This is a genomic window from Micromonospora sp. URMC 106 (assembly GCF_051386395.1).
GTDB lineage: Bacteria > Actinomycetota > Actinomycetes > Mycobacteriales > Micromonosporaceae > Micromonospora.
In genome coordinates this window covers 34,544-55,903 of record NZ_JBPQTP010000006.1, presented here as the reverse complement: position 1 = coordinate 55,903, position 21,360 = coordinate 34,544, and the positions used below count along the sequence as shown (strand labels likewise).

The 21,360-nt window shown below is 70.7% G+C and carries 19 protein-coding genes; 10 read left to right on the top strand and 9 right to left on the bottom strand.

Annotated elements, in window-relative coordinates:
* Positions 1-3: 3 nt before the first annotated feature.
* Positions 4-1,326 carry an aspartate aminotransferase family protein gene (locus ACSNOB_RS03350; protein ID WP_436685103.1) on the top strand — a complete coding sequence of 441 codons (1,323 nt, stop codon included), beginning with the start codon at positions 4-6 and terminating at the stop codon, positions 1,324-1,326.
* Positions 1,327-1,452: 126 nt separating this feature from the next.
* Here ACSNOB_RS03350 and ACSNOB_RS03345 read toward each other — a convergent pair whose 3' ends face one another.
* On the bottom strand, positions 1,453-2,103 hold the full coding sequence (locus ACSNOB_RS03345; protein WP_436685146.1) for a formylglycine-generating enzyme family protein: 651 nt from the start codon (positions 2,101-2,103) through the stop codon (positions 1,453-1,455).
* 264 nt (positions 2,104-2,367) lie between these two features.
* Here ACSNOB_RS03345 and ACSNOB_RS03340 point away from each other — a divergent pair, with 264 nt between their 5' ends.
* On the top strand, positions 2,368-2,850 hold the full coding sequence (locus tag ACSNOB_RS03340; protein ID WP_436685102.1) for an SRPBCC family protein: 483 nt from the start codon (positions 2,368-2,370) through the stop codon (positions 2,848-2,850).
* Between the two features lie 127 nt (positions 2,851-2,977).
* Here ACSNOB_RS03340 and ACSNOB_RS03335 read toward each other — a convergent pair whose 3' ends face one another.
* Both ACSNOB_RS03335 and ACSNOB_RS03330 read right to left on the bottom strand, forming a co-directional pair.
* Positions 2,978-3,799: an Ada metal-binding domain-containing protein gene (locus tag ACSNOB_RS03335; RefSeq protein WP_436685101.1), complete on the bottom strand. Its 822-nt coding sequence runs from the start codon at positions 3,797-3,799 to the stop codon at positions 2,978-2,980.
* Complete coding sequence (locus ACSNOB_RS03330; RefSeq protein ID WP_436685100.1) at positions 3,796-4,377, bottom strand: RNA polymerase sigma factor; 582 nt, start codon at positions 4,375-4,377, stop codon at positions 3,796-3,798. Before ACSNOB_RS03330 ends, ACSNOB_RS03335 begins: the two co-directional genes overlap by 4 nt.
* A gap of 216 nt (positions 4,378-4,593) precedes the next feature.
* Between ACSNOB_RS03330 and ACSNOB_RS03325 the strand changes: the two genes are divergently transcribed.
* From ACSNOB_RS03325 to ACSNOB_RS03315, 3 genes are read left to right on the top strand one after another with little or no spacing between them, the layout of a single operon-like run.
* Positions 4,594-5,100, top strand: a complete 507-nt coding sequence (locus tag ACSNOB_RS03325; RefSeq protein ID WP_436685099.1) for a methylated-DNA--[protein]-cysteine S-methyltransferase — start codon at positions 4,594-4,596, stop codon at positions 5,098-5,100.
* Between the two features lie 13 nt (positions 5,101-5,113).
* Complete coding sequence (locus ACSNOB_RS03320; protein ID WP_436685098.1) at positions 5,114-5,839, top strand: 2OG-Fe(II) oxygenase; 726 nt, start codon at positions 5,114-5,116, stop codon at positions 5,837-5,839.
* A 55-nt stretch (positions 5,840-5,894) separates the two neighbouring features.
* Positions 5,895-6,503, top strand: a complete 609-nt coding sequence (locus ACSNOB_RS03315) for a hypothetical protein (protein WP_436685097.1) — start codon at positions 5,895-5,897, stop codon at positions 6,501-6,503.
* Here the strand turns inward: ACSNOB_RS03315 and ACSNOB_RS03310 are convergent.
* Together ACSNOB_RS03310 and ACSNOB_RS03305 are read right to left on the bottom strand one after the other, a co-directional pair.
* Positions 6,472-8,010, bottom strand: coding sequence for an FAD-dependent oxidoreductase (locus ACSNOB_RS03310; RefSeq protein WP_436685096.1), 1,539 nt, complete (start codon positions 8,008-8,010; stop codon positions 6,472-6,474). The genes ACSNOB_RS03315 and ACSNOB_RS03310 overlap by 32 nt on opposite strands.
* 189 nt (positions 8,011-8,199) lie before the next feature.
* The gene (locus ACSNOB_RS03305) at positions 8,200-9,006 is read right to left on the bottom strand and encodes an SDR family NAD(P)-dependent oxidoreductase (protein ID WP_436685095.1); all 807 of its coding nucleotides are present in this window, start codon (positions 9,004-9,006) and stop codon (positions 8,200-8,202) included.
* A 175-nt stretch (positions 9,007-9,181) separates the two neighbouring features.
* Here ACSNOB_RS03305 and ACSNOB_RS03300 point away from each other — a divergent pair, with 175 nt between their 5' ends.
* Positions 9,182-10,663: an MFS transporter gene (locus tag ACSNOB_RS03300; RefSeq protein ID WP_436685094.1), complete on the top strand. Its 1,482-nt coding sequence runs from the start codon at positions 9,182-9,184 to the stop codon at positions 10,661-10,663.
* A 324-nt stretch (positions 10,664-10,987) separates the two neighbouring features.
* Here ACSNOB_RS03300 and ACSNOB_RS03295 read toward each other — a convergent pair whose 3' ends face one another.
* Positions 10,988-12,223 carry a low temperature requirement protein A gene (locus ACSNOB_RS03295; RefSeq protein ID WP_436685093.1) on the bottom strand — a complete coding sequence of 412 codons (1,236 nt, stop codon included), beginning with the start codon at positions 12,221-12,223 and terminating at the stop codon, positions 10,988-10,990.
* A gap of 379 nt (positions 12,224-12,602) precedes the next feature.
* Between ACSNOB_RS03295 and ACSNOB_RS03290 the strand changes: the two genes are divergently transcribed.
* Complete coding sequence (locus ACSNOB_RS03290; protein WP_436685092.1) at positions 12,603-13,709, top strand: FUSC family protein; 1,107 nt, start codon at positions 12,603-12,605, stop codon at positions 13,707-13,709.
* Between the two features lie 279 nt (positions 13,710-13,988).
* Positions 13,989-15,146 (top strand): hypothetical protein, encoded by a 1,158-nt coding sequence (locus tag ACSNOB_RS03285; protein ID WP_436685091.1) that lies wholly within the window; start codon positions 13,989-13,991, stop codon positions 15,144-15,146.
* Positions 15,147-15,299: 153 nt separating this feature from the next.
* On the opposite strand, the gene ACSNOB_RS03280 is transcribed toward ACSNOB_RS03285, so the two are convergent.
* On the bottom strand, positions 15,300-16,250 hold the full coding sequence (locus ACSNOB_RS03280) for a hypothetical protein (protein ID WP_436685090.1): 951 nt from the start codon (positions 16,248-16,250) through the stop codon (positions 15,300-15,302).
* A gap of 194 nt (positions 16,251-16,444) precedes the next feature.
* On the bottom strand, positions 16,445-17,419 hold the full coding sequence (locus ACSNOB_RS03275; protein WP_436685089.1) for a GlxA family transcriptional regulator: 975 nt from the start codon (positions 17,417-17,419) through the stop codon (positions 16,445-16,447).
* Between the two features lie 100 nt (positions 17,420-17,519).
* Between ACSNOB_RS03275 and ACSNOB_RS03270 the strand changes: the two genes are divergently transcribed.
* A complete protein-coding gene (locus ACSNOB_RS03270; protein WP_436685088.1) occupies positions 17,520-18,446 on the top strand; it encodes an NADP-dependent oxidoreductase in 927 nt (308 codons plus the stop codon).
* Between the two features lie 455 nt (positions 18,447-18,901).
* Here the strand turns inward: ACSNOB_RS03270 and ACSNOB_RS03265 are convergent, their stop codons facing one another.
* On the bottom strand, positions 18,902-19,588 hold the full coding sequence (locus ACSNOB_RS03265; protein WP_436685087.1) for a TetR/AcrR family transcriptional regulator: 687 nt from the start codon (positions 19,586-19,588) through the stop codon (positions 18,902-18,904).
* 331 nt (positions 19,589-19,919) lie between these two features.
* Between ACSNOB_RS03265 and ACSNOB_RS03260 the strand changes: the two genes are divergently transcribed.
* Positions 19,920-21,356, top strand: coding sequence for an MFS transporter (locus ACSNOB_RS03260; RefSeq protein ID WP_436685086.1), 1,437 nt, complete (start codon positions 19,920-19,922; stop codon positions 21,354-21,356).
* Positions 21,357-21,360: the final 4 nt, after the last annotated feature.

The following is a 21,360-nucleotide window of genomic DNA, read 5'->3' as shown; positions in this document are numbered from 1 at the left end:
CGCATGACGCTGACTGTTGATCAGGTTGCCGCCGATCGGTTCTGGTCCGACGCGGACCGTCACCTGGTGCGCTACGGGGCTCCCTTCACGTCCGAGATCATCGAGCGCGCGGCCGGAAGCTTTGTGTACACCGCTGGCGGCCGGCGGATCCTGGACTTCACCTCGGGTCAGATGAGCGCTATTCTCGGCCACTGCCATCCCGCGATCGTTCAGACAGTGCAGCGACAGATCGCCAGACTGGACCACCTGTTCAGCGGCATGTTGTCGCGCCCGGTCGTCGACCTCGCGCGTCGGCTCGCCGAGTCGCTTCCCCCGCCACTTGAAAAGGCTCTGCTCCTGACCACCGGCGCCGAGTCGAACGAAGCAGCCATCCGAATGGCCAAGCTCGTGACAGGCAGACACGAGATCGTCGCCTTCGCCCAGTCGTGGCACGGCATGACGCACGCCGCGGCCGCCGCGACGTACAGCGCCGGCCACAAGGGGTACGGGCCGACGTCACCGGGAAACTTCGTGATCCCCACGCCCAACCCATACCGCCCCGACTTCACCACCCCCGACGGCGAGTTGGACTGGCAGCGGCAGCTCGACTACGGCTTTGCGCTCGTTGATGCACAGTCGTCGGGGAGTCTCGCGGCGTGCATCGTCGAGCCGATCCTCAGCTCTGGCGGCGTCATCGAGCCACCGCCGGGCTACTTCGCCGCCCTGGCGCGCAAATGCCGCGAGCGCGGCATGCTGCTGATCGTCGACGAAGCGCAGACCGGCCTGTGCCGCACGGGCACGTGGTATGCCTTCCAGCGCGACGGCATCGTGCCCGACATCCTCACGCTCTCCAAGACGCTGGGCGCCGGCCTACCGCTCGCCGCGGTGGTGACGACCGAAGAGATCGAACAGCGGGCACACGAGCTGAACTACCTCTTCTACACCACACACGTGTCCGACCCGCTGGTCGCCGCCGTCGGCAACACCGTGCTCGACGTGCTCCAACGGGAGCAGATGGACGTACGGGCGCGAGATCTCGGCGAGTTCCTGCGCGCCGGGCTGCTCGAGATTCGAGACCGGCACGACGTGGTGGGAGACGTCCGGGGACGCGGCCTGATGCAGGGGATCGAGCTGGTCGTCGACCGCGAGACGCGGGAGGGCTCTGACGCCCTCGGCGCCCGTGTCACCCGTCGCTGCCTCGAACTCGGCCTCCACATGAACGTCGTGCAACTGCCCGGCATGGGCGGCACCTTCCGGATCGCGCCGCCGCTGACCACGACACGGGAGGAGCTGACCCTGGGTCTGGAGATCTTGGACCAGGCGATCGGCGAGGTGGCGCCGACCTGAGAGGCCGGTGAGCGTGTCATGACATCGCCGCCAGCACGCCCAACGTTCCTACGTGCCAAGCGCGCCGAAGCCGCCGCCCCTCGCCCACCTCGGCATACCGTGGGCGAGGGGAGACGACGGCTGACATCAGCGCGGGCCGGAGCGCGCGACGCGGAACCCCACGTCGTCGACTCGAAAGGTCGGGTGGCTACGGCGCCGCACGGAGGCCCGGCAACTCCAGTGCTCGTCGAACCAGCCGCCGCCACGCAGCACCCGATAGGTGCCGTAGACCTCAGCGTCGTAGACGTCCCAGCACCAGTCCCACGCGTTGCCCAGCATGTCGTGCAGGCCCCAGGCGTTCGGCTGCCTGCCGCCCACCTCGTGGATTCGGTCCTGCGAGTTGCCGCGGTACCACGCGATCTCATCAAGCGGTCCGTAGCGCGGGCCGGTCGTGCCGGCACGACACGCGTACTCCCACTCGGCTTCGGTCGGCAGCCGGTACCCGTCGGCGGAGAGGTCCCACTCGATGCCCGCGCCACCGCTGTGGAGTTGGTAGGCCGGCGCCAACCCTTCGCGTTGCGACAAGGCGTTGCAGAACCGGACCGCGTCCCACCACGAAACGCCCTCGACAGGCAACTGGTCTCCGCGAACCGCGCTGGGCCGCTCGCCAGTGACCAGGGCGTACTGGGCCTGCGTAATCGGGTATGTCCCGAGCTGGAATGGCTCGAGCTCGACCGACCATCGGCGCTGCGTTCGCCGGTCCGACAGGGTCACCTGTCCCGGCGCGACAGCGGTCATCAGAATCTCCACGAGGAGCCCATTTTATCCGGGGCCGTCTCGACCACCGTGCGGTGGTCGGCCCGGGGTGGGGCCGCGGCGGCCGGTGAGGCGCCCCGGCGTGGCACCACGTCCCGGTGGCGGCGGGCGGTGCGCCAGCGCGGACGCGGGGGAGGGCTTCGACTCCTTCCGGCAGCGACGCGTTCCGGCCTTGACCGGGCGGGTCAGCAGCGACCCTGCCCGACCACCTCCCGTGGAGGAACGAATGACGCCTATGGTTGCGGCATGAATGCGCGGCCAGCCGGGCGCGGCCCGGAAATCGCCGAACAGATCACCGTCGCGGCACCGGCGGGGACGGTCTACGCGGCGGTTGCCGATGTACGACGGATGGCCCGGTGGAGCCCGGAGTGCGTCGCGGTCTGGGTCACCCGGCGCGACGGCGGGCAGCCCCGACGGTTCGTTGGCTGGAACCGTCGGGGCCTGCTGCTGTGGTTCACCACCTGCCGGGTCGTCACCGCGACGCCGGGCAGCGAGTTCGCCTTCGACGTCACCACCTTCGGCCAACCGGTGGCCCGCTGGGGCTACCGGTTCAGGGAGACCGACGGCGGCACCCAGGTGACCGAGTACTGGCAGGACCGGCGCAACGGGGTGGCCCACGTTCTCGGCCGGATCTTCACCGGCAGGTCGTCGGGCGACCGGCCGACGGTGAACCGGGACGGCATGCGGGAGACCTTGCGCCGGCTGAAGCGGGAGCTGGAAGTGGCCTGACCCCGGGCGCGGGGTGACCGCGTCACGGCACGGCCGCGATCACCCCGCGTGGCGCGTCTCGGCCGACCTGTCAGCTCAGCGGGCCCGGTTCGGCTTCCGGCCCTGACGTCCCTCCGATCGGCGGTGCTCAGGCCGTTACGGGCCGGCAGCTCTTGCAGGCGCGGTAGCCCGCGCGGCGGGCCTCTCGGGCGTTGGTGAACGGGACCCGGTGCGCCGGCGTGATCCGCCGGGCGTGGGCACATGTCGGGTGGCAGTAGATCTGGGTGGTGTCACTGCCGAGGAACACCGCGCCGCTGCGCGACCACTGGTGCACCTCGGCCATGTCGATGCCCTCCGCCGACCGTAGCGCGTCTCCGGCGGCTGGGAGGTACGCCGCGTCGCAGGGCGCCCCGTGCTCGTACGTCACCCGGTGGCAGGGGACCAGCACGACGAACGGATTGTGCGCCAGCACGCTCAGCACGATGTCCGCGCCCTGCGTGGGCGGCAGCGAGGCCTCCCGCGCGAGCCAGGACAGGGGACGCAGTTGTCGAGCGGGGATGGCTTGGACCGCCCGCAGCACCCGGGCACCCACCGGGTCGACCGGACCGAAGTCCAGCGACAGCGTCCTGGCCCGGCCCGTACGCAGGGCCGTCACCAGCCCGGGCAGCGGCGTGCCGGTGGGGATGGCGGACCGGCCGGTACGCGAGCGGTGCAGTTCCTCGAACCTCTCGGCCGTGAGCCCCCCGGTCGCCAGCACGGCCCCGGTGACGAGTTTCGGTGTGAAGGCCACGAACAGGCCGCCCGCTGCCGTGTCCAGGCGTACGTACGTGTCGTAGTGATCGCGCGGGATGCCCACGCGTTGCAGGATCCTCAGCGCGAAGTCCACCGGCGCCGGCGGTTCGCCCAGCTCGCCGGGCGAATCCGACCCGGCCTGCGACGCGGGTAGCTGGTTGTGGTCTGACCCGCTCATGTCGCCACCTTCCCTTCTTCCTCCCAGGTCAGCAGCCGGCGCAGGTCGCTCATGCCCCGTGACACCTGCGCCTTGGCCGTCCCCACGGGACAACCCTGGATCTGGGCCACCTCCGCATAGCTCATTCCCACCACGTGCCTCAGCACCACCGGTACCCGGTAATACTCCGGCAGCCGGGACAACGCGGCGACCAGACGGCCCCGGTCGTCCGCGTTCAGAGCACGTTCCGCCGGACCCGGGTCCGCGTCCGACCACATGTCCGGTGCGTCGTCCACCCGCATGACGGACAACGGACGGCGCGAACTGCTGCGCACGTGATTGCGCCATACGTTCGCCGCGATCGTCATCAGCCACGCGCGCGGCTGCAACGCCCGGCGCCGCTCCGGCGGGTAGCCCTGCAACGCCGTGTAGGCCCGCAGGAAAGCGTCCTGCCCCAGATCGTCCGCCTCCGCGGCCGACCCGGATACGCGCAGCAGGAACGCGTGCACAGCCCTGGCGTGGACCCGGACCAACTCGGTGAAGCCGGCGTCCAGGTCCTGCGCCAGCAGGTCGGTCAACTGCTCGGCAAGCTCGTCCATCGTTGGTAGAACACCGTCTCCGGAGAAAGGGTTGCCGAATGCGGCGGAGCCCGACAGGTGGGGTCCCCAGCCTACGAGTTCGCCGGGAACGCGGGGTGCCTGGTCGTCCGCGGCGGTGCCGATCGTGGGATGCCACGTTCCGAGTCGCCGCCGGCTCCTGCAACCCGAGAGACGCATCCGGTGTTTCAAGGGCATGCGACGACGTCCTGAGGAGGCATGGTGATTTACACGACCCTCGACAGTCCGCTGGGTGGGCTGCTGGTGGTCGGCGAGCGGATGGCGGCCGCCCCCGGCGGCACCGCCCTCGCCTCCCTCTCCTTCGCGGAGCAGAGGGGCGGCGCGACCGTACGGCCCGGTTGGGTTCGGGACGAAGGGGCCTTCACCGCGATCGCCGACCAGTTGGCCGCCTACTTCGCGGGCACACTGAACCGCTTCGACATCCGGTACGTCCCCTCGGGCTCCGGCTTCCAGCGCCGGGTCTGGGCAACGCTGGACGCCATCGCGTACGGGACGACAGTCAGCTACGGCGAGGTCACCGCCCGGCTCGGTGAGCCGCCCAGCGCGGCGCGCGCTGTCGGTGCGGCGATCGGCGCCAACCCGCTGCTGGTCGTCCGCCCCTGCCACCGGGTGGTCGGCGCGAACGGCGCACTCACGGGCTACGCCGGTGGTCTGCGGCGCAAGCAGATGTTGCTCGCGCTCGAAGGCACCACGCTCGCCGTCTGACTTTGGGAGAGACATGAACACCGACATCGCGCCGTGGAACGCGCGCCGGCGCGTCGACGAGACGGACTGGACCGCGCTCGCCGAGTCGCTGGACGCGCACGGCTGCGCCCTGACGTCCCCGCTACTCGATCCCGAGCAGTGCCGGGCCATCGCCGCCCTGTACGAGCGGACCGAGCTGTTCCGCACCACCGTCGACATGGCCCGGCACCGATTCGGCTCCGGAACGTACCGCTACTTCACCCACGAGCTACCTCCCGTGATCACCGAACTGCGCGAGGCCCTCTACCCGCGTCTGTTGGCCGTGGCCCGTGACTGGGCCGAGCGGCTCGGCCGCCCAGCGCCCTGGCCCGACGACCTGAACGAGTGGCTGGCGACGTGCCACGAGGCGGGACAGGACCGCTCCGCGCAGATCCTGCTGCGCTACCAGGAGGGCGACTGGAACGCCCTGCACCGCGACGTCTTCGGTGACCTGGTCTTCCCGCTCCAGGTCGTGATCGGTCTGGACACGTACGGCGCCGACTACACCGGGGGTGAGTTCCTGCTCGTCGAACAACGACCTCGGGCCCAGTCACGCGGCACCACCGTCGCCCTGCCCCAAGGGCACGGCCTCGTCTTCACGACCCGCGACCGGCCGGTACGCACCAGGCGCGGCTGGTCCGCCGGCTCCGTCCGGCACGGGGTCAGCACCGTGCGCTCCGGCCGACGGCACGCCCTCGGCCTGGTCTTCCACGACGCATAGCGACCCCGTCCCCGATCGTCTCCGGTCGGCCGTCCCGGTTGGGCGAGGGACCGCCATGGAGAGCCAGACAGAGAAAGGCACACCGATGCGACCCCTCGACCGACACCGGACCGATGCCGGCGACGAGGCCGGCCGTTCCCCGCTCGTCGATCCGGCGGCATGCAGGTCGCACGGGCGATCGCCGTGTCCCGTCCCGCATACGGAGGCCGAGCTGGCCGCACTCGCCGGCTTGCTGGCGGTGCCCCGGTCCGGAATCACGACCGTGACGGTCGGCCACAGCCGGGACGCCGCCGCCACGACGTCCGCGGCGGCCTTCACCGCGATGTGGGAGGCACGCGGCGGCGTGGTCCTCGCGGTCGTCGACTGGCCCGAGACCGCAGCGTCGTGGCTGCGGGCTGCTCGTCGGATGACCGCGCAGACTCCCGACGCCTGGGTCGTGGCCGCCGCCACGACCGGCTTCGTTCCGCTCGCCCGACGGCTTCTGACCAGCACCCCCTGGGAGCCGTCCCGTACCTACGCATTCGGTTCGCTGTGCGATCCGCGCCTGCCGGCGCTCGCCGGCCCCGGTGTCCTGGACGGCCTGCGCGGCGCGAGCGCGGACGGTGGCACGTGGGAGGTCCGCGGCCGCGGCGTCACCACGTTTCCGGCCCGAACCAGCGGGTGAGGGTGGCGCGCAGGGCGGCGGTGTCACCGCTGTCACCGCGCGCCGACCAGACGGCGTAGCCGTCCGGACGGACCAGCAGCGCCTGCGCACCCCACGCGTCGCCGCCCGCGACTGCCGTCACGATGTTCACCCGATCCGCCCACGGGCCGGCCACGGCACGCAGACCGGAGTCCCCGACCAGGTCGAGCAGGAGCGGGCGGCCGTCGCGCAGCAGCGCGGCCAGGGTTGTGCGACCGTCGGCCGTCTTCAGCGGCCGACTCGGCACCATGCGTCCGGCCAACCGGTCGTCGTCGCGCGCCCCCACCGGGTACGTCACTCCCACGCCCGTGACCATCGTGCTCAGGTGGGTGTTCACCTCGTCGATGCGCATCAGCCGGGCGAACAGTTCCCGCAGCGCGTCGGTGCGCGGGTCGGGGTCCATCAGGGCGACCTGGGCCCGCACGTTGCGCAGCACGTCGGCCGCCACCGGGTACCGCTCCGCGTGGTAGGTGTCGAGCAGCCCGTCCGGCGCCCAGCCACGGATCTCGGCAGCCAGCTTCCAGCCCAGGTTGACGGCGTCCTGCAGGCCGAGGTTCACGCCCTGTCCGCCCGCCGGGAAGTGCACGTGCGCGGCGTCGCCGGCCAGGAAGACGCGGCCCTTGCGGTAGTGCTCCGCCTGCAGCGAGGCGTCGCTGAACCGGGAGATCCAGGCCGGGCTGTCCATCGGTACCGGCCGACCCGCGATGCGCTCCACCTCGCCCCGCAACTCCTCCAGCGTCGGACGGGAGTGCCGGTTCGGATGCGGACCCCGGTAGTCGTAGGTGCACACGCGGCTCAGCCCGTGCGGGTCGACCCACAACAGGGTCCAGCCGCGCGGGGTGCGTCGCCATCCGCTGGGTGCGGCGGCGGGCTCCAGCAGCCGTACCTCGCCCATGAGCGCGGCGACGGTCGGTCCATCGCCCAGGAATCTGATGCCGGCCAACTTGCGCACGGCGCTGCGCGCACCGTCGGCGCCCACCACCCAGCGGGCCGTCAGCGTCGTCTCGACGCTCGAGGCGGCCCGCAGGTGTAGCCGCACATGGTCGTCGTGTTCCACCAGGCCGACCAGTTCCGCGTCACGCCGCAACCGCCCGCCGAGCCGGACGGCGTCCGCGGCGAAGATCTCCTGGGCGTAGGCCTGTGGGCTGCCGACGAGCACCGGCCCCTCCTCGACGACGCGGGACAGGTCGAGCTCGAAGATCGAGGCGAAGTGGAACCGCACCGGCTGGCGCGTGTCACGCGAGGCGGCGTACCAGCCTGGCTGCACCGCCTCCAGCAGCCCCCGACGGTCGAGGGTTTGCGCGGTGCGCGCGTGCAGCGTGCTCGCCTTGGAGATCCCGTCCGGCTCGGGCAGCTTCTCGAGGATCGTCACGTCGATGCCCAGCAGGGCGAGTTCGCGTGCGATGAGGGTGCCGACCGGGCCGCCGCCCACCACTGCGACCTCGGTGTCGATGCTGCCGCCGGCTGGCGCCTCGAACCTGGCATGCACAGTTTTCTCCTCGATGGCCGGTGCCGCCTCGGACAATCAGCCTTGGGTCCGTCCGTCCGTCCGAACCCGGAAGGACCCCGGCGGCGCGGTGAGCCGCCGAGGTCCGGTGCCGCCGGTGCGACCCGCCGGGTCGTGGCGGGCGCACAGGTCAGCCCCACCGGTCACGGCCGGTCGGGTCCGCGCTTCCGATCAGACGCTCTTGTGGAAGCCGGCGTCGACCGCGTAGTCCGACCCGGTGGTGCTCGCCGACCGCGGGGAGGCCAGCAGCAGCACCGCGTCGGCGACCTCCTGCGGGTCGATGAGGCGGCCGGTGACCTGGCCCATCATCTGCGGGGCGATGCTGTCCATGACGCTGTCGCGGTCGGCGCCCGCCATCGCGGCGATAACGTCGGCCGCACCGCCCTCCTCGGTCCACCAGGCGGTGCGCACGGCGCCCGGGGAGACGGTGTTGACGCGGATCCCCTTGGCGCCGAACTCCTCCGACAGTGCCTTGGTCAGGTTGGACAGGGCCGCCTTCGCGGCGCCGTACTCGATGTTGACCGGTGCCGGCTGACGTGCCATGCCGGTGGAGATGTTGATGATGGAGCCGCCACCGCGCTCGACCATCTGAGGAATGGCCGCGCGGATCGCGCGGACGGCGGAGAACAGGTTGAACTCGAAGATCGAGCGCCACTGCTCGTCGCTGCTGTCGAAGAAGCCGGTGCGAGGCATGGTCACGCCGGGCGGCGGGCCACCCGCGTTGTTCACCAGGACATCCAGGCCGCCGAAGTGCTCGACCGCGCGCGCCACGACCTGCCCGGGAGCCTCGGGGTCCATCAGGTCCGCCGACACGTGCAGCAGGTTCGGGCCGGCCAGCTGCTCCAGCTCCGGCGTGGTCTTGCGGGAGACCGCCACGACCTTGGCGCCCTCTTCGAGCAGGGAGCGGGTCACGGCCAAGCCGATGCCCTTGGAGGCGCCGGTCACCACGGCCACGCGACCGGAGAGGTTGAGATCCATCACTGTCCTTTTGGGTTGAGGCTCTCACCCGGGGAACGGGGTGGAGCCTTGCGGTGCGCTGTCGGTGGTTGAACCCCGACGGTTGCGAACGGGTTGCACGGGCTCGGCTGCAACCGGCCTCCGGAGCGCGGGGTTCTCATCGGCAACGCATCCCGCCTTCTCCCAGGAGCTCCGCATGCCCGCCGCCGTGACCCGGCCGCGCAGATTTCTGCTGCCGCTGGTCTGTCTCGCCCCGCTACTGGCCAACGCGGACGCGGGACTCGTCGTCCTCGCCCTGCCGGACATTCAGCGCGAGCTGTCCATGAGCCTGACCGAGGCGCACTGGGTGACCAATGTGTACGTGCTACTCGTCGGCGGACTGCAACTGCTCGGCGGCCGGCTCTGCGACCGCCACGCGGCGCGCGGCCTGCTGCGCGGCTCACTCATGGCGTTCGCCGTCACATCGGCGTGCTGCGCGGTGGCACCCACCGGGTGGGTGCTCCTGTCGGCCCGTGCCGGCCAGGCGGTGGCGGCGGCGGTACTGGTGCCGGCGGCCATGTGCGTGCTGCTGACGGTGGCGACCGAGGACGCGCAGCGGCGGGCTGGACTTGCCCTGTGGGCCGCCTCCGGGGGAATCGGGTCGGTCGCGGGCGTGCTGGTGGGCGGTCTCGCGGCGACACACCTGGGCTGGCGCTGGGCCTTCCTGCTCAATGTGCCGCTCGCCCTGGGCGCCCTCGCCGGGAGCCGGCGGCTGGAGCCGGGGGAGCGGCGGCGCCCGCGGGGCACGTCGGTGGCCGCGCCGGGGGCGCTGCTCCTGGTCAGTACGTTGCTGACCCTGGTGTACGGGCTGGTGAGCATCGCGGACCAGGGATTCGGGCTTTCCACCTGCGCGCTGTTGGCCGTCGCGGTGGTGCTGGGCGGATCGTTGGTACGGTGCGAGGCCCGGTCCGGTCAGCCACTCATTCCGGTGGTGCTGCTCAGGGACCGCTGGCTGGCGGCGGGTGCCCTGGGGATCCTGTTCGTTGCCGCGGCGACCGGTCCGGTCGTGTTCATGGGCAGTGTGTACCTCCGAGAGGCACACGGGTACACCGCCTGGACGGCCGGATGCGCCCTGCTACCGGTGGTCGGCGGGGTGATCGTGGTCGGCAGGTGGTCTTCGCGCCTGTTGGGCCGGTGCGGGCCGCATCTGTCGTGTCTGGTCGGCTGCGGGTTGACCGGCTCGGGCCTGGTCTGGCTCGCCTCGCTGGCCCCGGATTCGGGATATCCGACCGGGGTGTTGCCCGGGCTCGCGCTGGTCGGGGCGGGCCTGCCGGTCCTCTGGATGTCGTGCGAGCTGGCCGCGGTGTCGACGGTGGGCCGTCCGGCGGTCGGGACCGCCGCCGGCGTGGTGCAGAGCGCCGGTCAGATCGGCGCCGCCCTGGGGCTGGCGCTGGCGGTGACGGTGTACGGCCGCACCGTGCACGGCGCGGACGTTTCGACGGACCCGGCGGCGCTGACCGAGGGCGCGACGCGGACCTTCTGGTGTTGTGCGGTGCTGATGCTCTGCGTGGCGCTCACCGCGCAGTGGGGCCTGCGGCCCGGCCGGTCGCTTCCAGTCGGTCCGACCCACACGTCCGGCGGCACCGGGCCGTTCCGATCGTCGGGGTGTAATGCGACGGAGGCAGAAGCGTATCGGTGATCGCCCAACTGATGGCCTGCTCTGGTTGCACCACGAGGTGAAACGGGGCGCGGATGTCGCACGGCGTCTCCCTCCAGCTACCTCGTACCGCGAAATGCCTCCCGGCAATGCCGCAAGAAGACTGTCAGGGCCAGGCTGGTGCATTCCGGCCAGACCAGCGCAAGCAGCGCCGGGATCTCGATACCATCGATCGAATCGCAGCCAGGTCCGGGTAGGCGTCAGCCATCGATGCGCCCAGGACGGCCACCCCCCAGGCCCCGCCGGGCCAGCCCGGCGACGGTGTCCGGCGAGGTGCTGGGTCCTACGCGATCACGCCTCGGAGGGCTACAAATGCTGTCGTCGCCAGGCGGTGGCCTCCGCTTCCAACGCGTCGCGTTCGCGTGTGGCGAGGGCGCGGACCTGCCGCCGGGATCGGCCGATGGTGGCCAGGTTGGCGATGACCAGTAGCACGCAGGTACCGGTGAGCCAGACCAGCGCGGTGAGTGCGGTGGTGTGCCGGGCCACGGGCAGCAGGGCGCCGAGCAGTCCGGCTGCCAGCGCCGGGAGGGCTCTTACCTGGCGCAGCGCCCGCCATTCGACGGCGACGAGGGCGAGGAGGTACAGCGCCACCCCGCCGTACAGCACGGTCAGGTCAAGCTCGTTGCCGGGGTGGCCGGTTGGGTCGGCGACCGTGGCCAGGTGCCGTTTGAGGCCGAGGGCGAAAGCGATGATCCCGATGATCAGGGGCAGGTGTCCGAAGGTGTAGACGTCGCGTGCCAGCGGCAGACGCCGTTGGTCGCGCACGCCGTGCACAACCTGCTCGACGGCGAGGGCGAGCCGGTCGAAGTACAGCCACCACAACGAGGCGATGACCGCTACCCCGCACCCGGTCGCGATCAGGAGTGCCCAGGTCACGGGCTGGTGCCGGTTGAGGGTGAGGTTGATGCCCAGGGCGATGACCGACTCACCCAGGGCCACCATGACGATCAGGGCGTGTCGTTCCGCCCAGTGGCCGACCGAGCGCAATCGCCACCCGGTGCGGACCAGCAGGATCCCGACGCTGTACTCGACGATCAGCGCCGCCGCCCACACTTCCATGCGCACGTCTGGCACCGCAGCGGGATCGACGAGGCGCTCCGGCACGATTGCGGCAGCCAGGATGAGCAGTCCCCCGGCCATGGTCGGAGCGGCGAGCAACAGCGACCGCAGGTGTGCCTGTCGGCGCGGGGGCATGCTGATCCACAACACGGCTACCTTTACCGCCCAGGTCAGCAGGTAGGCGCAGGCGAACACCACCGGCCCCGACAACCCGCCAGCCGGATCCTCGAATACCACCGAGGTGGTCTGGGCGAGCACGAACACCCCTGCGATCACCACAAAACCCACCAGCGGCATCACGCCCTGGTCCGCGCGGATGATGTTGCCCACCGCGGCGAAGCCGATCCAGCACCACCACAGCAACACCAGCACCAGCAGCGCCTCCAGTAGCGCCCGGCCGGTGAGGTGCTCGGCTGCCACGGTGGTCACGTTCAGGAACGCAAAGACGAACACCACGTCGTACAACAGCTCCAGCCGCGTCACCTGCGAACCCGGCGCCCCCGGACACAGCCACGACGCCCACCGACCCCGCTGCGCACCCACCTGGCCAGTCTCGCAGCAGCCGTCCGCCGGCCGGGACGAATCTGGCATCCACCGCGACGGCAGCCGAGGCTGTCGACGTCACCGGCCCCGGCGCGGCCCGCGGGTAGCGACGGCCGAGTTGCGGCCCGTCGGTGCCCCGACAGAGTCGGCCAGACGGGCGGGTTCGACAGCGGCTCAGTGGGTAGGTTCGGCCATGGCGGATTCCCCACCACAAGCGAGCGACCGTGTGTCGCTTGCTGCGCTGGATGCCCGCGCGCGACGGGTCGCGGCCAGTGCGTGGCGGCGCAGCGAGACTGGGGGGCGGCTGAGGCGACGCCAGGTGGAGATTGTCGCGGTGATCGCGGTGCAGTCTGGTCTCGCCGCGGCGCTGGCGTGGTGGTTGGCGCATGACCTGCTCGGAAATCCGAGTCCTGTCTTCGCACCCAGCGCGGCGGTCGGCACGATCGTCGCCGCTGTCGGACAGCGTGCCCGCCGTACCGCCGTTCTGCTGGCCGGGGTGGGGCTGGGGATCGCTGTCGGTGACGGTCTTATCTTCCTCATCGGCACCGGTCCGTGGCAAACCGGCGTGGTGGTCTGCCTCGCCGTCGGTCTCGCGCTGGGAATCGCCGGAGGTAGCGGAACACTGGTCAGCCAGGTCGCCGGCACGGCGGTGTTGATCGCAACATTGTCCCCGAGCGACCGGAACCTGGAACTGCCCAGGATCGTCGACGCGGTCGTCGGCAGCCTGGTCGGTCTCGTGGTGGTGGCGTTGTTGCTCCCCCTCAATCCGATCAGGGTGCTCAACCGGGCCGCCGACCCCGTCGTGCATGCCCTCAGTGACCACCTGCGCGCGATCGCCGCGGCGCTGCGCGCCCACGACGGCGACCAGGCGCAGCATGCACTGGACGGGCTGCGGGCGATGGAGCCGGACGTGCAGCGCCTCCGCGAGGCACTCAGCGGCGCCCAGGAAGTGGTGACGATCGCTCCGGCGCGGTGGAACCGGCGCACGGAGTTCGAGCGGTACGCCCGAGCCATCACCTGCATGTACTGGGTCATCGACGACAGTCAGGACCTCGCCCGCCGGGCGGCGATCCTCGTCCGCCACCGGGAGCGGTTGCCCGCCTGTCTGCCCGACGCTGTCGAGATCCTGGCCGATGCGGTACGGCAACTGCAGCAGGACTGTCCCCGCGGACGTTCCCTCGACGCCGCGCGGCACCGGGCCATCCGGGCCGCCGAGGCAGCTGGACAAGCCGGCCGCGAGGGCGTGGGAGCCTACGGCAACGCGGTCGTGACACAGGTACGCGTCGCCGGCGGCGACTTGCTCCGCGCCACCGGCTGCTCCAGCGACGAGGCTGCTCGGCTGATCCGCGCCGCGGCGCGGCTGAGCGAGAGCGACGACTTGACCGACCAGCGGCACAACCGGTCGGCGAGGCCAGGCTCGCCGTAGCCGGAGCGTCGGATCTCCCCGCCCCGAAGCCCGCTCAGCCAGTGCATCGATGAGTACCACCTTCGCCGTCGTCCCCGGACATGCTTGGCAGCGCTGCCCTGCGCACCCGGTCAAACGACAAACCGCCGCGGTTCCGCCTGCCTGGTTCCCGACGGGAAGATCCGGCCGAGCCACGCAGACTGGTCACAGCCCTTCACCGTCAGGCTGGTTCCGATCCGGGCGATCCCCGCTTCGGGGAACGCACCGCCGGCGCCCTCCCCGCGGGTGTTTGCTACCAACATGAGCTTCCCGTTCCGCCGTCTGCTCCGGCGTCGGTTGTCTCGGCGCCTGGTAGCGCGACTGGCGGCCGAGCGGTACATGCTGCTGATGCTGATCGGTTTCGCCGCTTCGGTCCTGGGCACCCGGGCGTTCTTGGCGCTGACCGGCTACCCGCAGGTCGGCGGAGGTACTCTGCACATCTCGCACGCCTTGTGGGGTGGGCTGCTGCTCTTCCTCGCCGCGCTGATCCCGCTGCTTGTCGTCAACCGGGTCGTGCTGATCTGGGCGGCGCTGCTGGCCGGGATCGGCGCAGGACTGTTCGTTGACGAGGTCGGCAAGTTCATCACCGCCGACAACGACTACTTCTTTCCCGCCGCCGCGCCCATCGCCTACGCGCTGTTCCTGCTCGCCGTATGGCTGTATGCGCGCGTACGTGGCGCCCGGGCCCGCGGCGCACGTGCGCAGCTGCACGTCGCGCTGGAGTTGCTCGGCGACGCTATTGATGACGGCCTCAGCGAACGAGACCGGGCCCAGCTTCGGCAGCGGATCGGCAGCGCTGCCGCCGATCCGAACCACCGCCACCTACAGCCGCTGGCCGCGGCGATGCTGGGGCTGACCCGACCCGGGGTGCTGCCGCTGCGCGAGCATCGACCAGGACAGGTCGCCCGGCTGGTAGCCGCTGTCCGGGCATGGATGGATCGGACCCTAACCCAGGGCCGGCTGCGCGCCGGGCTTGTCGCGGCCCTCGGGGTGCTGGGCCTGTTTATCCTCAGCGACCTCACCGCGATCGTCGCGGTCGCTGTCGACCTGCGTGACGGGACCACCGGTGAGGTGCTGAGCACCGCCAACGAATTCACCCGCATCAACATCGAGGACCGGCGCGGGGTTCTCCTCCTGCTCGTCCGAGCGCTACTGGACGCCTGTGTCGGAGCTGCGCTCATAGTGGCCACCGGACTGCTGCTGCGTGGAGTGGCTCGACGCGCCGCCCGGCTCGCCCAGGCTGGCCTGCTGACTTCGCTGAGCGCGGTGAACCTGCTGGTGTTCTACCTCGACCAGTTCGCCGCCGCCGCCAGCGCGCTCAGCCAGCTTGCGGTCCTGCTTGCGGTACAGCGCTACCAGCGGCTGTGTGCGGCCGAGCAGCCATCAGACCGGGGAGTACCTGAGAACGCGTCTGACTGACGTGTCGGGGGTGGTCCCTGAACGATCCGTCATCGGGGTGAGCGGCCGATGCTGGAGTGCCGGAAGACGTCACCGTTGCTGTCCGGGTGACCGGCCGCCCGTAGCCACCGATCCGGGCATCACGGTCGGTGCTCGGGGTGCTGTGCGGAAGGCTCAGTAGATGACACGTTCTCGTCCGTTGTAGTACGCGATCTGGAGCTTCACGGTCGACGTCGATTCGTCGTGCCGTAGTTGGAGGCACAGTTCGTAGGGGTTGAGCCAGCCGATCCGCCGGCAGGGGAACTGGACGGTGGACGGGTCGTACCATGTGGCCGACCAGCCCTTGGTGCGCTGCAGATGCTCGCCGAGCCGCCGGGTCAGCTCTCGCACGTTCGCCGCGTCGGTGGCGGCGATCGTGAATTCGCGTAAGCAGGAGCGGGGACCGTAACCGACGTTCTCGGGCATGGCGCACCGCGCTTCCTCGTGGGTCACGGTCATCGTCGGAGGCAGCGGTAGGATCGCGTCGCGCGGCGGCACCTGCTGGTCGCCGACGACCGGTGTCGCGAAGGTGGCGGCCACGCCGATCATCCACACGAGCGCGCCGATCGCCCAGTGCATGGTCAACAGTTCTCTTGGCCGCCTTTGCCACGACTCGACTGCGGTCGCGGACGCGACGATGGCGCCTGTCGCCACCAGGTACCAGCGCAGTCCGTCATCGATGTTGGGCGGGGTGTCGTAGCTGCCGAACGTGACGGTCCACAGCGACCACCCGGCGACACACGTGGCGAGCCCGACAGCGACGCGCCAGGCATATGGCCTGGACCGGCCCAGCAGGGCCCATGCGACCGGGAACACGAGGACCACAGGAACGATCACGGCGACCTCAGCCGGCTCCAACATCTCGTCCGCGACGGGATCTCCGGGCTGGATGATCGGCCACACCGGCGCCGTGGCTGCGAGCGCACCTGCCGCGAGCAGCAGCCGTGACCGCCAACGCCACGGTCCTGGCGGTCGAACCACGGCCGCGCCGTATCGGCTGCCCCACCGGCTGATCCGCCCGCCCAGATGCGGGAAGCGTTGCCCCGTGAGATATCCGACCAGCGCCACCGCGAGAAACAGGAGCACGTTTGGAAGCAGATCCACGTGCCTTGGACGGCAGTCGCCGCGAGACGGTTGCCGGCCCGCGGCAGTTCCTCACGCCACGGATACAACACTACGCAACGTCACCGTGACCCTATCCGGAGTGGCTCGTTGTCGGCCGCCTGCCGACGCTCCGGGCGGTCAGTCTGGCCCCTGCGCCGGGCAGGTCGGGCCACCGGTCACGACGCGCGGGCCGCGGGCACCGTGGTGCGAAACGTCTGCCGGTACGCCGTCGGCGAGACGCCGATCGCGCTGGCCAGGTGCTGACGCAGTGACGCGGCGGTGCCGAAGCCGGCCTCGGCGGCGACCGAGTCCACCGGCAGGTCGGTGGTCTCCAGCAGACGCCGGGCGTACTCGACCCGCTGCCGCGTGAGCCACTGCCCCGGTGTCATGCCGACCTCGGCGCGGAAGCGGCGCGAGAATGTCCGTACGCTCATCCGCGCGTGCCGGGCCAGCTCAGCGAGGGTGACTGGCCGGTACAACTGACTGAGTGCCCACTGCCGGGTCTCGGACGTGGTCGCGTTCGTCGGCTCGGGCATCGGATGGTCGATGAACTGCGCCTGGCCGCCTTCGCGCCACGGTGGCACGACGCACAGCCGGGCCACCCGGTTGGCCGCGGCGCTGCCGTGGTCGCGGCGCACGAGGTGTAGGCACAGGTCGACGCCGGATGCGACGCCCGCCGCGGTGAGCACATTCCCGTCGTCGATGAAGAGCACGTCCGCCTCGACCTTCACGTTCGGGAACGTGCTCTGGAAGTGCACGGCGTTGTTCCAGTGGGTGGTCGCCGGCCGGCCGTCGAGCAGCCCGGCGGCGGCCAGCGCGTAGGAGGCGGTGCAGATGGAGACGATCCGGGCACCCGGCCGCAGCCGGCGCAGCGCCGCCGCGACCGGTTCGGGTAGCCAGTCCCGGTCGCCGGGCTCGCAGGTGAAGGGTGGCAGCACGAGGGTGTCCGCCGTGTCGATCGCCTCGGCGCCGTGCTGGACGGCAACGGCGAAGTCGGCGCTCGTGGCGACTGGTTTGCCGTCGACACTGCAGGTGATGACCTCGTAGAGCGGCTCGCCGTCGGGACCGACGGCGGTACCGAAGATGCGGACGGGGATGCTCAACTCGAACGGGTACACGCCGTCGAGCGCCAGGACAACCACGCGATGCATGGCCAGATCCTTCCACATATTGGCGATCTGGCCACTCGAACCCCGACAGCGACTTCGGCAGAGTGATCGCGCACACCGAAAATGAACAGAAAGGCATGCGATGCGTGCGATCGAACAGGACCGGTTCGGCGGGCCCGAAGTTCTCAAGCTGGTGGAGGTCGACCGTCCCGAGCCCGGCCCGGCGGAGGTACTCGTCCGGGTCCACGCGACCGGCGTCAACCCGACCGACTTCTGGCACCGCGCGACCGGCGGCCTGCTCGGCCGGCCGGTGCGGCTGGGCTGGGACCTGTCCGGCGTGGTCGAGGCCGTCGGTGTCGGCGCCGCGCTGTTCCGGCCCGGTGACGAGGTCTTCGGCATGCCACTGCTACCGCGGGCGGCCGGCACCTACGCCGAGTACGTCACGGCACCGTCGCGGCACCTTGCCCGCAAGCCCGCCGGACTGTCCCACGTCGAGGCGGCCGGTCTGGGGCTCGCCGGACTTACTGCATGGCAGGCCCTCGTCGACATCGCCGACGTCCGTCCGGGCCAGCGGGTACTGGTTCACGCGGCCGCGGGCGGCGTCGGCCACCTCGCCGTGCAGATCGCCAAGGCGCGCGGCGCGTACGTCATCGGCACCGCAAGCGCCGCCAAGCACCCGTTCGTCCGTGGGTTGGGCGCCGACGAGGTTATCGACTACACGACGACGGACTTCGCCGAGCGCCTCCACGACCTCGACGTGGTCATGGACTCGATCGGCGGCGAGTATGGGCCTCGCTCGCTGCGGACCTTGCGCCCGGGCGGCATCCTGGTCGCCCTCGCCTCACCGGCCGAGACGTACCTGGAGGAGGAGGCGGCCCGGGAGGGCAAGCGTGCCCGATTCATGATCGTCGAGCCGGACAGCGCCGGGCTCACGTCCCTCGCCGGCCTGGTCGGCGCGGGGCAGCTCCGCGTCGAGGTGGACACGGTGCTGCCCCTCGAACAGGTCGCTACGGCCCACGAGATCGGCCAGGCCGGCCGCGCCAAGGGAAAGATCATCCTGACGCTCTGACGTCCTGCTCACTCCGGCAGCCCGACCGGATGCGAGCGCAGCCGCGCTGTCGCATCGCGTCGTCCGCCGCGCATGAGCGCTCACCTCGCCGTCGACACCGGCGGGACTGGCCTATACGCGGCATCGACGTTCGACTTCGCCCTGGCCGACCCGGCTTTGGCGAGCCAGCCATTGAATCGCCGCGGTACGGACCGCATCAGAGGCCCTGGCCGAGTGCCTTGTGCCACCACCCGAGCCGGCCGGTTCGGGTGGTGGCACAAGAGTGCCGCGGCGCGAGCGACAGACAAGGACCACTCGACAGGTCTGTCGGACAGTTCCTGACCGTCCGCTCGAGCCGTCGCTGTTCGGGGCACCTGCGCGAGCGGCTCAACGAACCGATCAATGCGAACCTGCGCTCCACATTCGGCCAGTAGGCAGACCACGGCTTTGGTGGCGCCAGCCACCGGCCGGCATGATCAAGTGGGAAGTGGGGTCTTCGGAAGCAGTCCGTCAACGAACTGGCGGAGTCCCTGGGGGTAAGTGTTTCGCGAAGCCAGTGCTGGCCATTGGTCACCGATTCCGGCCAGGCGTGGCAGCTGGGACTTGTCGACGTTGGCGAAGAAGGTGTCGAGGTGGGCGGTTGAGCCCCCGCCGGCCCGCTGGCCGCCGGAGTGGGCGCGAACCAGGATTTCGCCCACGGTGTAGTACCAGATGCTGCGGAAGACGTGGACGGCCTGCTCCGGCGTGCATCCGTAGTCAATCGCCCCGGAGACGATGGCCTCGACCATCCACAGAGCGGAACCGCCGAGGCGGCCGAGGAAGCCGTCGGCCGTGAGGACCTCTGCCGCCCATGGCCAGGCGGCGAGTGAATCGTGGATCGCGGTAGCTGCCGCGATGATGCGGTCTCGCGGCTCACTGGGCAGTTCACGGTGCAGGGTCTGATCGGCGTGTTCATTGAGCAGTTGGATGAGCAGATCTTCCCGGTCCCGTACGTGGTGGTACAGGGTCGTGGCCCCGATGCCCAGCTCGGCGGCCAGTCGGCGAATGCTCAGCTTCTCCCACCCGTCGCGATCGATGATGTGGCGGGCCGCGGCCAGGATCTGCGTACGGGATGTCACCGGTGGCCGGCCGGTGCGGCCGTGCGGTGCGTCAGGTCGAGGCATTGTCCCATCATGCTGTCCCGGATCGGCGCCAGCGATTTGGGTCGGTCTGCGTGTTGGCGACGCCCGTTCCCATGCTAGTTTCCGAACGCGTTCCTAAAGCCTGTAATGCCATCGACCTCCGATCTTGTCGGAGGGCGATTGGCCGCCGGTGTGCCGAACATGTGGCCAGCCGGTGTGGATCCTTCGTCGTCGGCCTTGACGGCGCTTCGGGTCAACAACCGCCAGGCGCTGCGCTCGGCGAGCCCGAGAACCCGCGGACCACCGCCGCTCGCGCCCGAGACCGGGCACCCGCATGCCACGAGCGATCGAACAGCCCGGAGGACTGAGACAGTTGACCAGCACGGGATCAGCAAGCGAAGAAAAGGCCATCGACCCGGATGTTCGGCCAGGACCTACCCTCGCCGCGGTAGCCCTGGTGCAGTTCCTGGTGTCGCTGGACCTCTCTGTCGTCAACGTCGGACTTCCGCAGATCGCTGAGGGCCTCGGCTTCAGCGCGGTGAACCTGACCTGGGTGATCCACGCCTACGCTCTCACCTTCGGCGGGCTGCTCCTGCTCGGCGGCAAGACGGCCGACCGATACGGCCACAAGCGGGTACTGCTGATGGGGCTCGCCGTGTTCGGCCTCGCCTCCCTGGCTGGCGGCTTCGCCCAGCAGCCGGGACATCTGATAGCTGCCCGCGCCGCGCAGGGGATCGGGGCGGCCGCGCTGGCGCCGGCCGCGCTGGCGCTCCTGACCCGGGCGTACCCCGCAGGGAAGGCCCGCATTCGGGCGTTCGGCGTATGGAGCGCGATGAACGCCGCCGGCGGCGCCCTCGGCGTCCTGATCGGCGGCCTGCTCACCGAGTACGCCGGCTGGCGCTGGGTGATGTTCGTCAACCTGCCGATCGCCGTTTGCGCGCTGGCCTTCGCCTGGAACGGTGTCCCCGTTGACGCGCCCCCTGCTCGAGAAGGCCGTCCCGACGTGCTGGGCCCGATTCTGGCGACAGCCGGAATGACCCTGCTCGTGTTCGGCGTCGTCCGCACCGAACGGTACTCGTGGACCTCGCCGGTCACCCTGACGACCCTGGCGACTGCCGTCGTGCTGCTGGCCCTGTTCATCTTCATCCAGCGGACCACCACCCGGGAACCGCTGATCAGGCTGGGTCTGCTCGCCAGCCGCTCAGTTGCTGGCGCGAACGCCTACAACCTCCTGGTCGGCGCCGCCATGGCCTCGGCCTTCTACTTCATGTCCCTCTACCTGCAACGAGTCCTCGGGACCGGGCCGGCCCTTACCGGAGTCCAGTTCCTGCCGTTCGCCCTCGGTGTGATCGCCGGGTCCGTGCTCGCCATCAAGCTCGGCTATCGTTTCGCTCCCCGTACTCTTCTGGTGGTCGGTGGGCTGCTGACCGCAGCCGGTTTCGCCTGGTTCGGCCTGATCAGCCCGGACGGCACCTTCACCACCGACGTCCTGGGGCCCTCGATCGTTGCGAGCATCGGCTTCGGGCTCTGCCTCGGGCCTGTGGTCTCGACCGCTACCGTCGGCGTCGCGCCCAGCGAGACCGGCACCGCGTCGGGGCTGCTCAACAGCTCACGCCAGATCGGGGCCTCGCTCGGGCTGGCCGCCCTCGGCACCGCCGCCCACCACCGTACCGGCCAGTCCGTCTCGCGGGACGCCCTCAACGACGGGTACGCGCTCGGCCTGACCCTCAGCGCCGCGCTCCTGGTCGCCGCCGCCCTGATCGCCCTCACCGTCCTGCGGCGGGCTGGCCACACCACAACGTACACCTAGGACG

What these genes read in the sequence shown, in the direction of transcription:
- ACSNOB_RS03285 (WP_436685091.1), top strand. Translation starts at nt 13,989, where the DNA reads ATGAGCTTCCCGTTCCGCCGTCTGCTCCGGCGTCGGTTGTCTCGGCGC.
- ACSNOB_RS03330 (WP_436685100.1), bottom strand. Translation starts at nt 4,377, where the DNA reads ATGGACGAGCTTGCCGAGCAGTTGACCGACCTGCTGGCGCAGGACCTG.
- ACSNOB_RS03350 (WP_436685103.1), top strand. Translation starts at nt 4, where the DNA reads ATGACGCTGACTGTTGATCAGGTTGCCGCCGATCGGTTCTGGTCCGAC.
- ACSNOB_RS03315 (WP_436685097.1), top strand. Translation starts at nt 5,895, where the DNA reads ATGGAGAGCCAGACAGAGAAAGGCACACCGATGCGACCCCTCGACCGA.
- ACSNOB_RS03320 (WP_436685098.1), top strand. Translation starts at nt 5,114, where the DNA reads ATGAACACCGACATCGCGCCGTGGAACGCGCGCCGGCGCGTCGACGAG.
- ACSNOB_RS03270 (WP_436685088.1), top strand. Translation starts at nt 17,520, where the DNA reads ATGCGTGCGATCGAACAGGACCGGTTCGGCGGGCCCGAAGTTCTCAAG.
- ACSNOB_RS03300 (WP_436685094.1), top strand. Translation starts at nt 9,182, where the DNA reads ATGCCCGCCGCCGTGACCCGGCCGCGCAGATTTCTGCTGCCGCTGGTC.
- ACSNOB_RS03340 (WP_436685102.1), top strand. Translation starts at nt 2,368, where the DNA reads ATGAATGCGCGGCCAGCCGGGCGCGGCCCGGAAATCGCCGAACAGATC.
- ACSNOB_RS03305 (WP_436685095.1), bottom strand. Translation starts at nt 9,006, where the DNA reads ATGGATCTCAACCTCTCCGGTCGCGTGGCCGTGGTGACCGGCGCCTCC.
- ACSNOB_RS03275 (WP_436685089.1), bottom strand. Translation starts at nt 17,419, where the DNA reads ATGCATCGCGTGGTTGTCCTGGCGCTCGACGGCGTGTACCCGTTCGAG.
- ACSNOB_RS03345 (WP_436685146.1), bottom strand. Translation starts at nt 2,103, where the DNA reads ATGACCGCTGTCGCGCCGGGACAGGTGACCCTGTCGGACCGGCGAACG.
- ACSNOB_RS03325 (WP_436685099.1), top strand. Translation starts at nt 4,594, where the DNA reads ATGGTGATTTACACGACCCTCGACAGTCCGCTGGGTGGGCTGCTGGTG.
- ACSNOB_RS03335 (WP_436685101.1), bottom strand. Translation starts at nt 3,799, where the DNA reads ATGAGCGGGTCAGACCACAACCAGCTACCCGCGTCGCAGGCCGGGTCG.
- ACSNOB_RS03265 (WP_436685087.1), bottom strand. Translation starts at nt 19,588, where the DNA reads ATGCCTCGACCTGACGCACCGCACGGCCGCACCGGCCGGCCACCGGTG.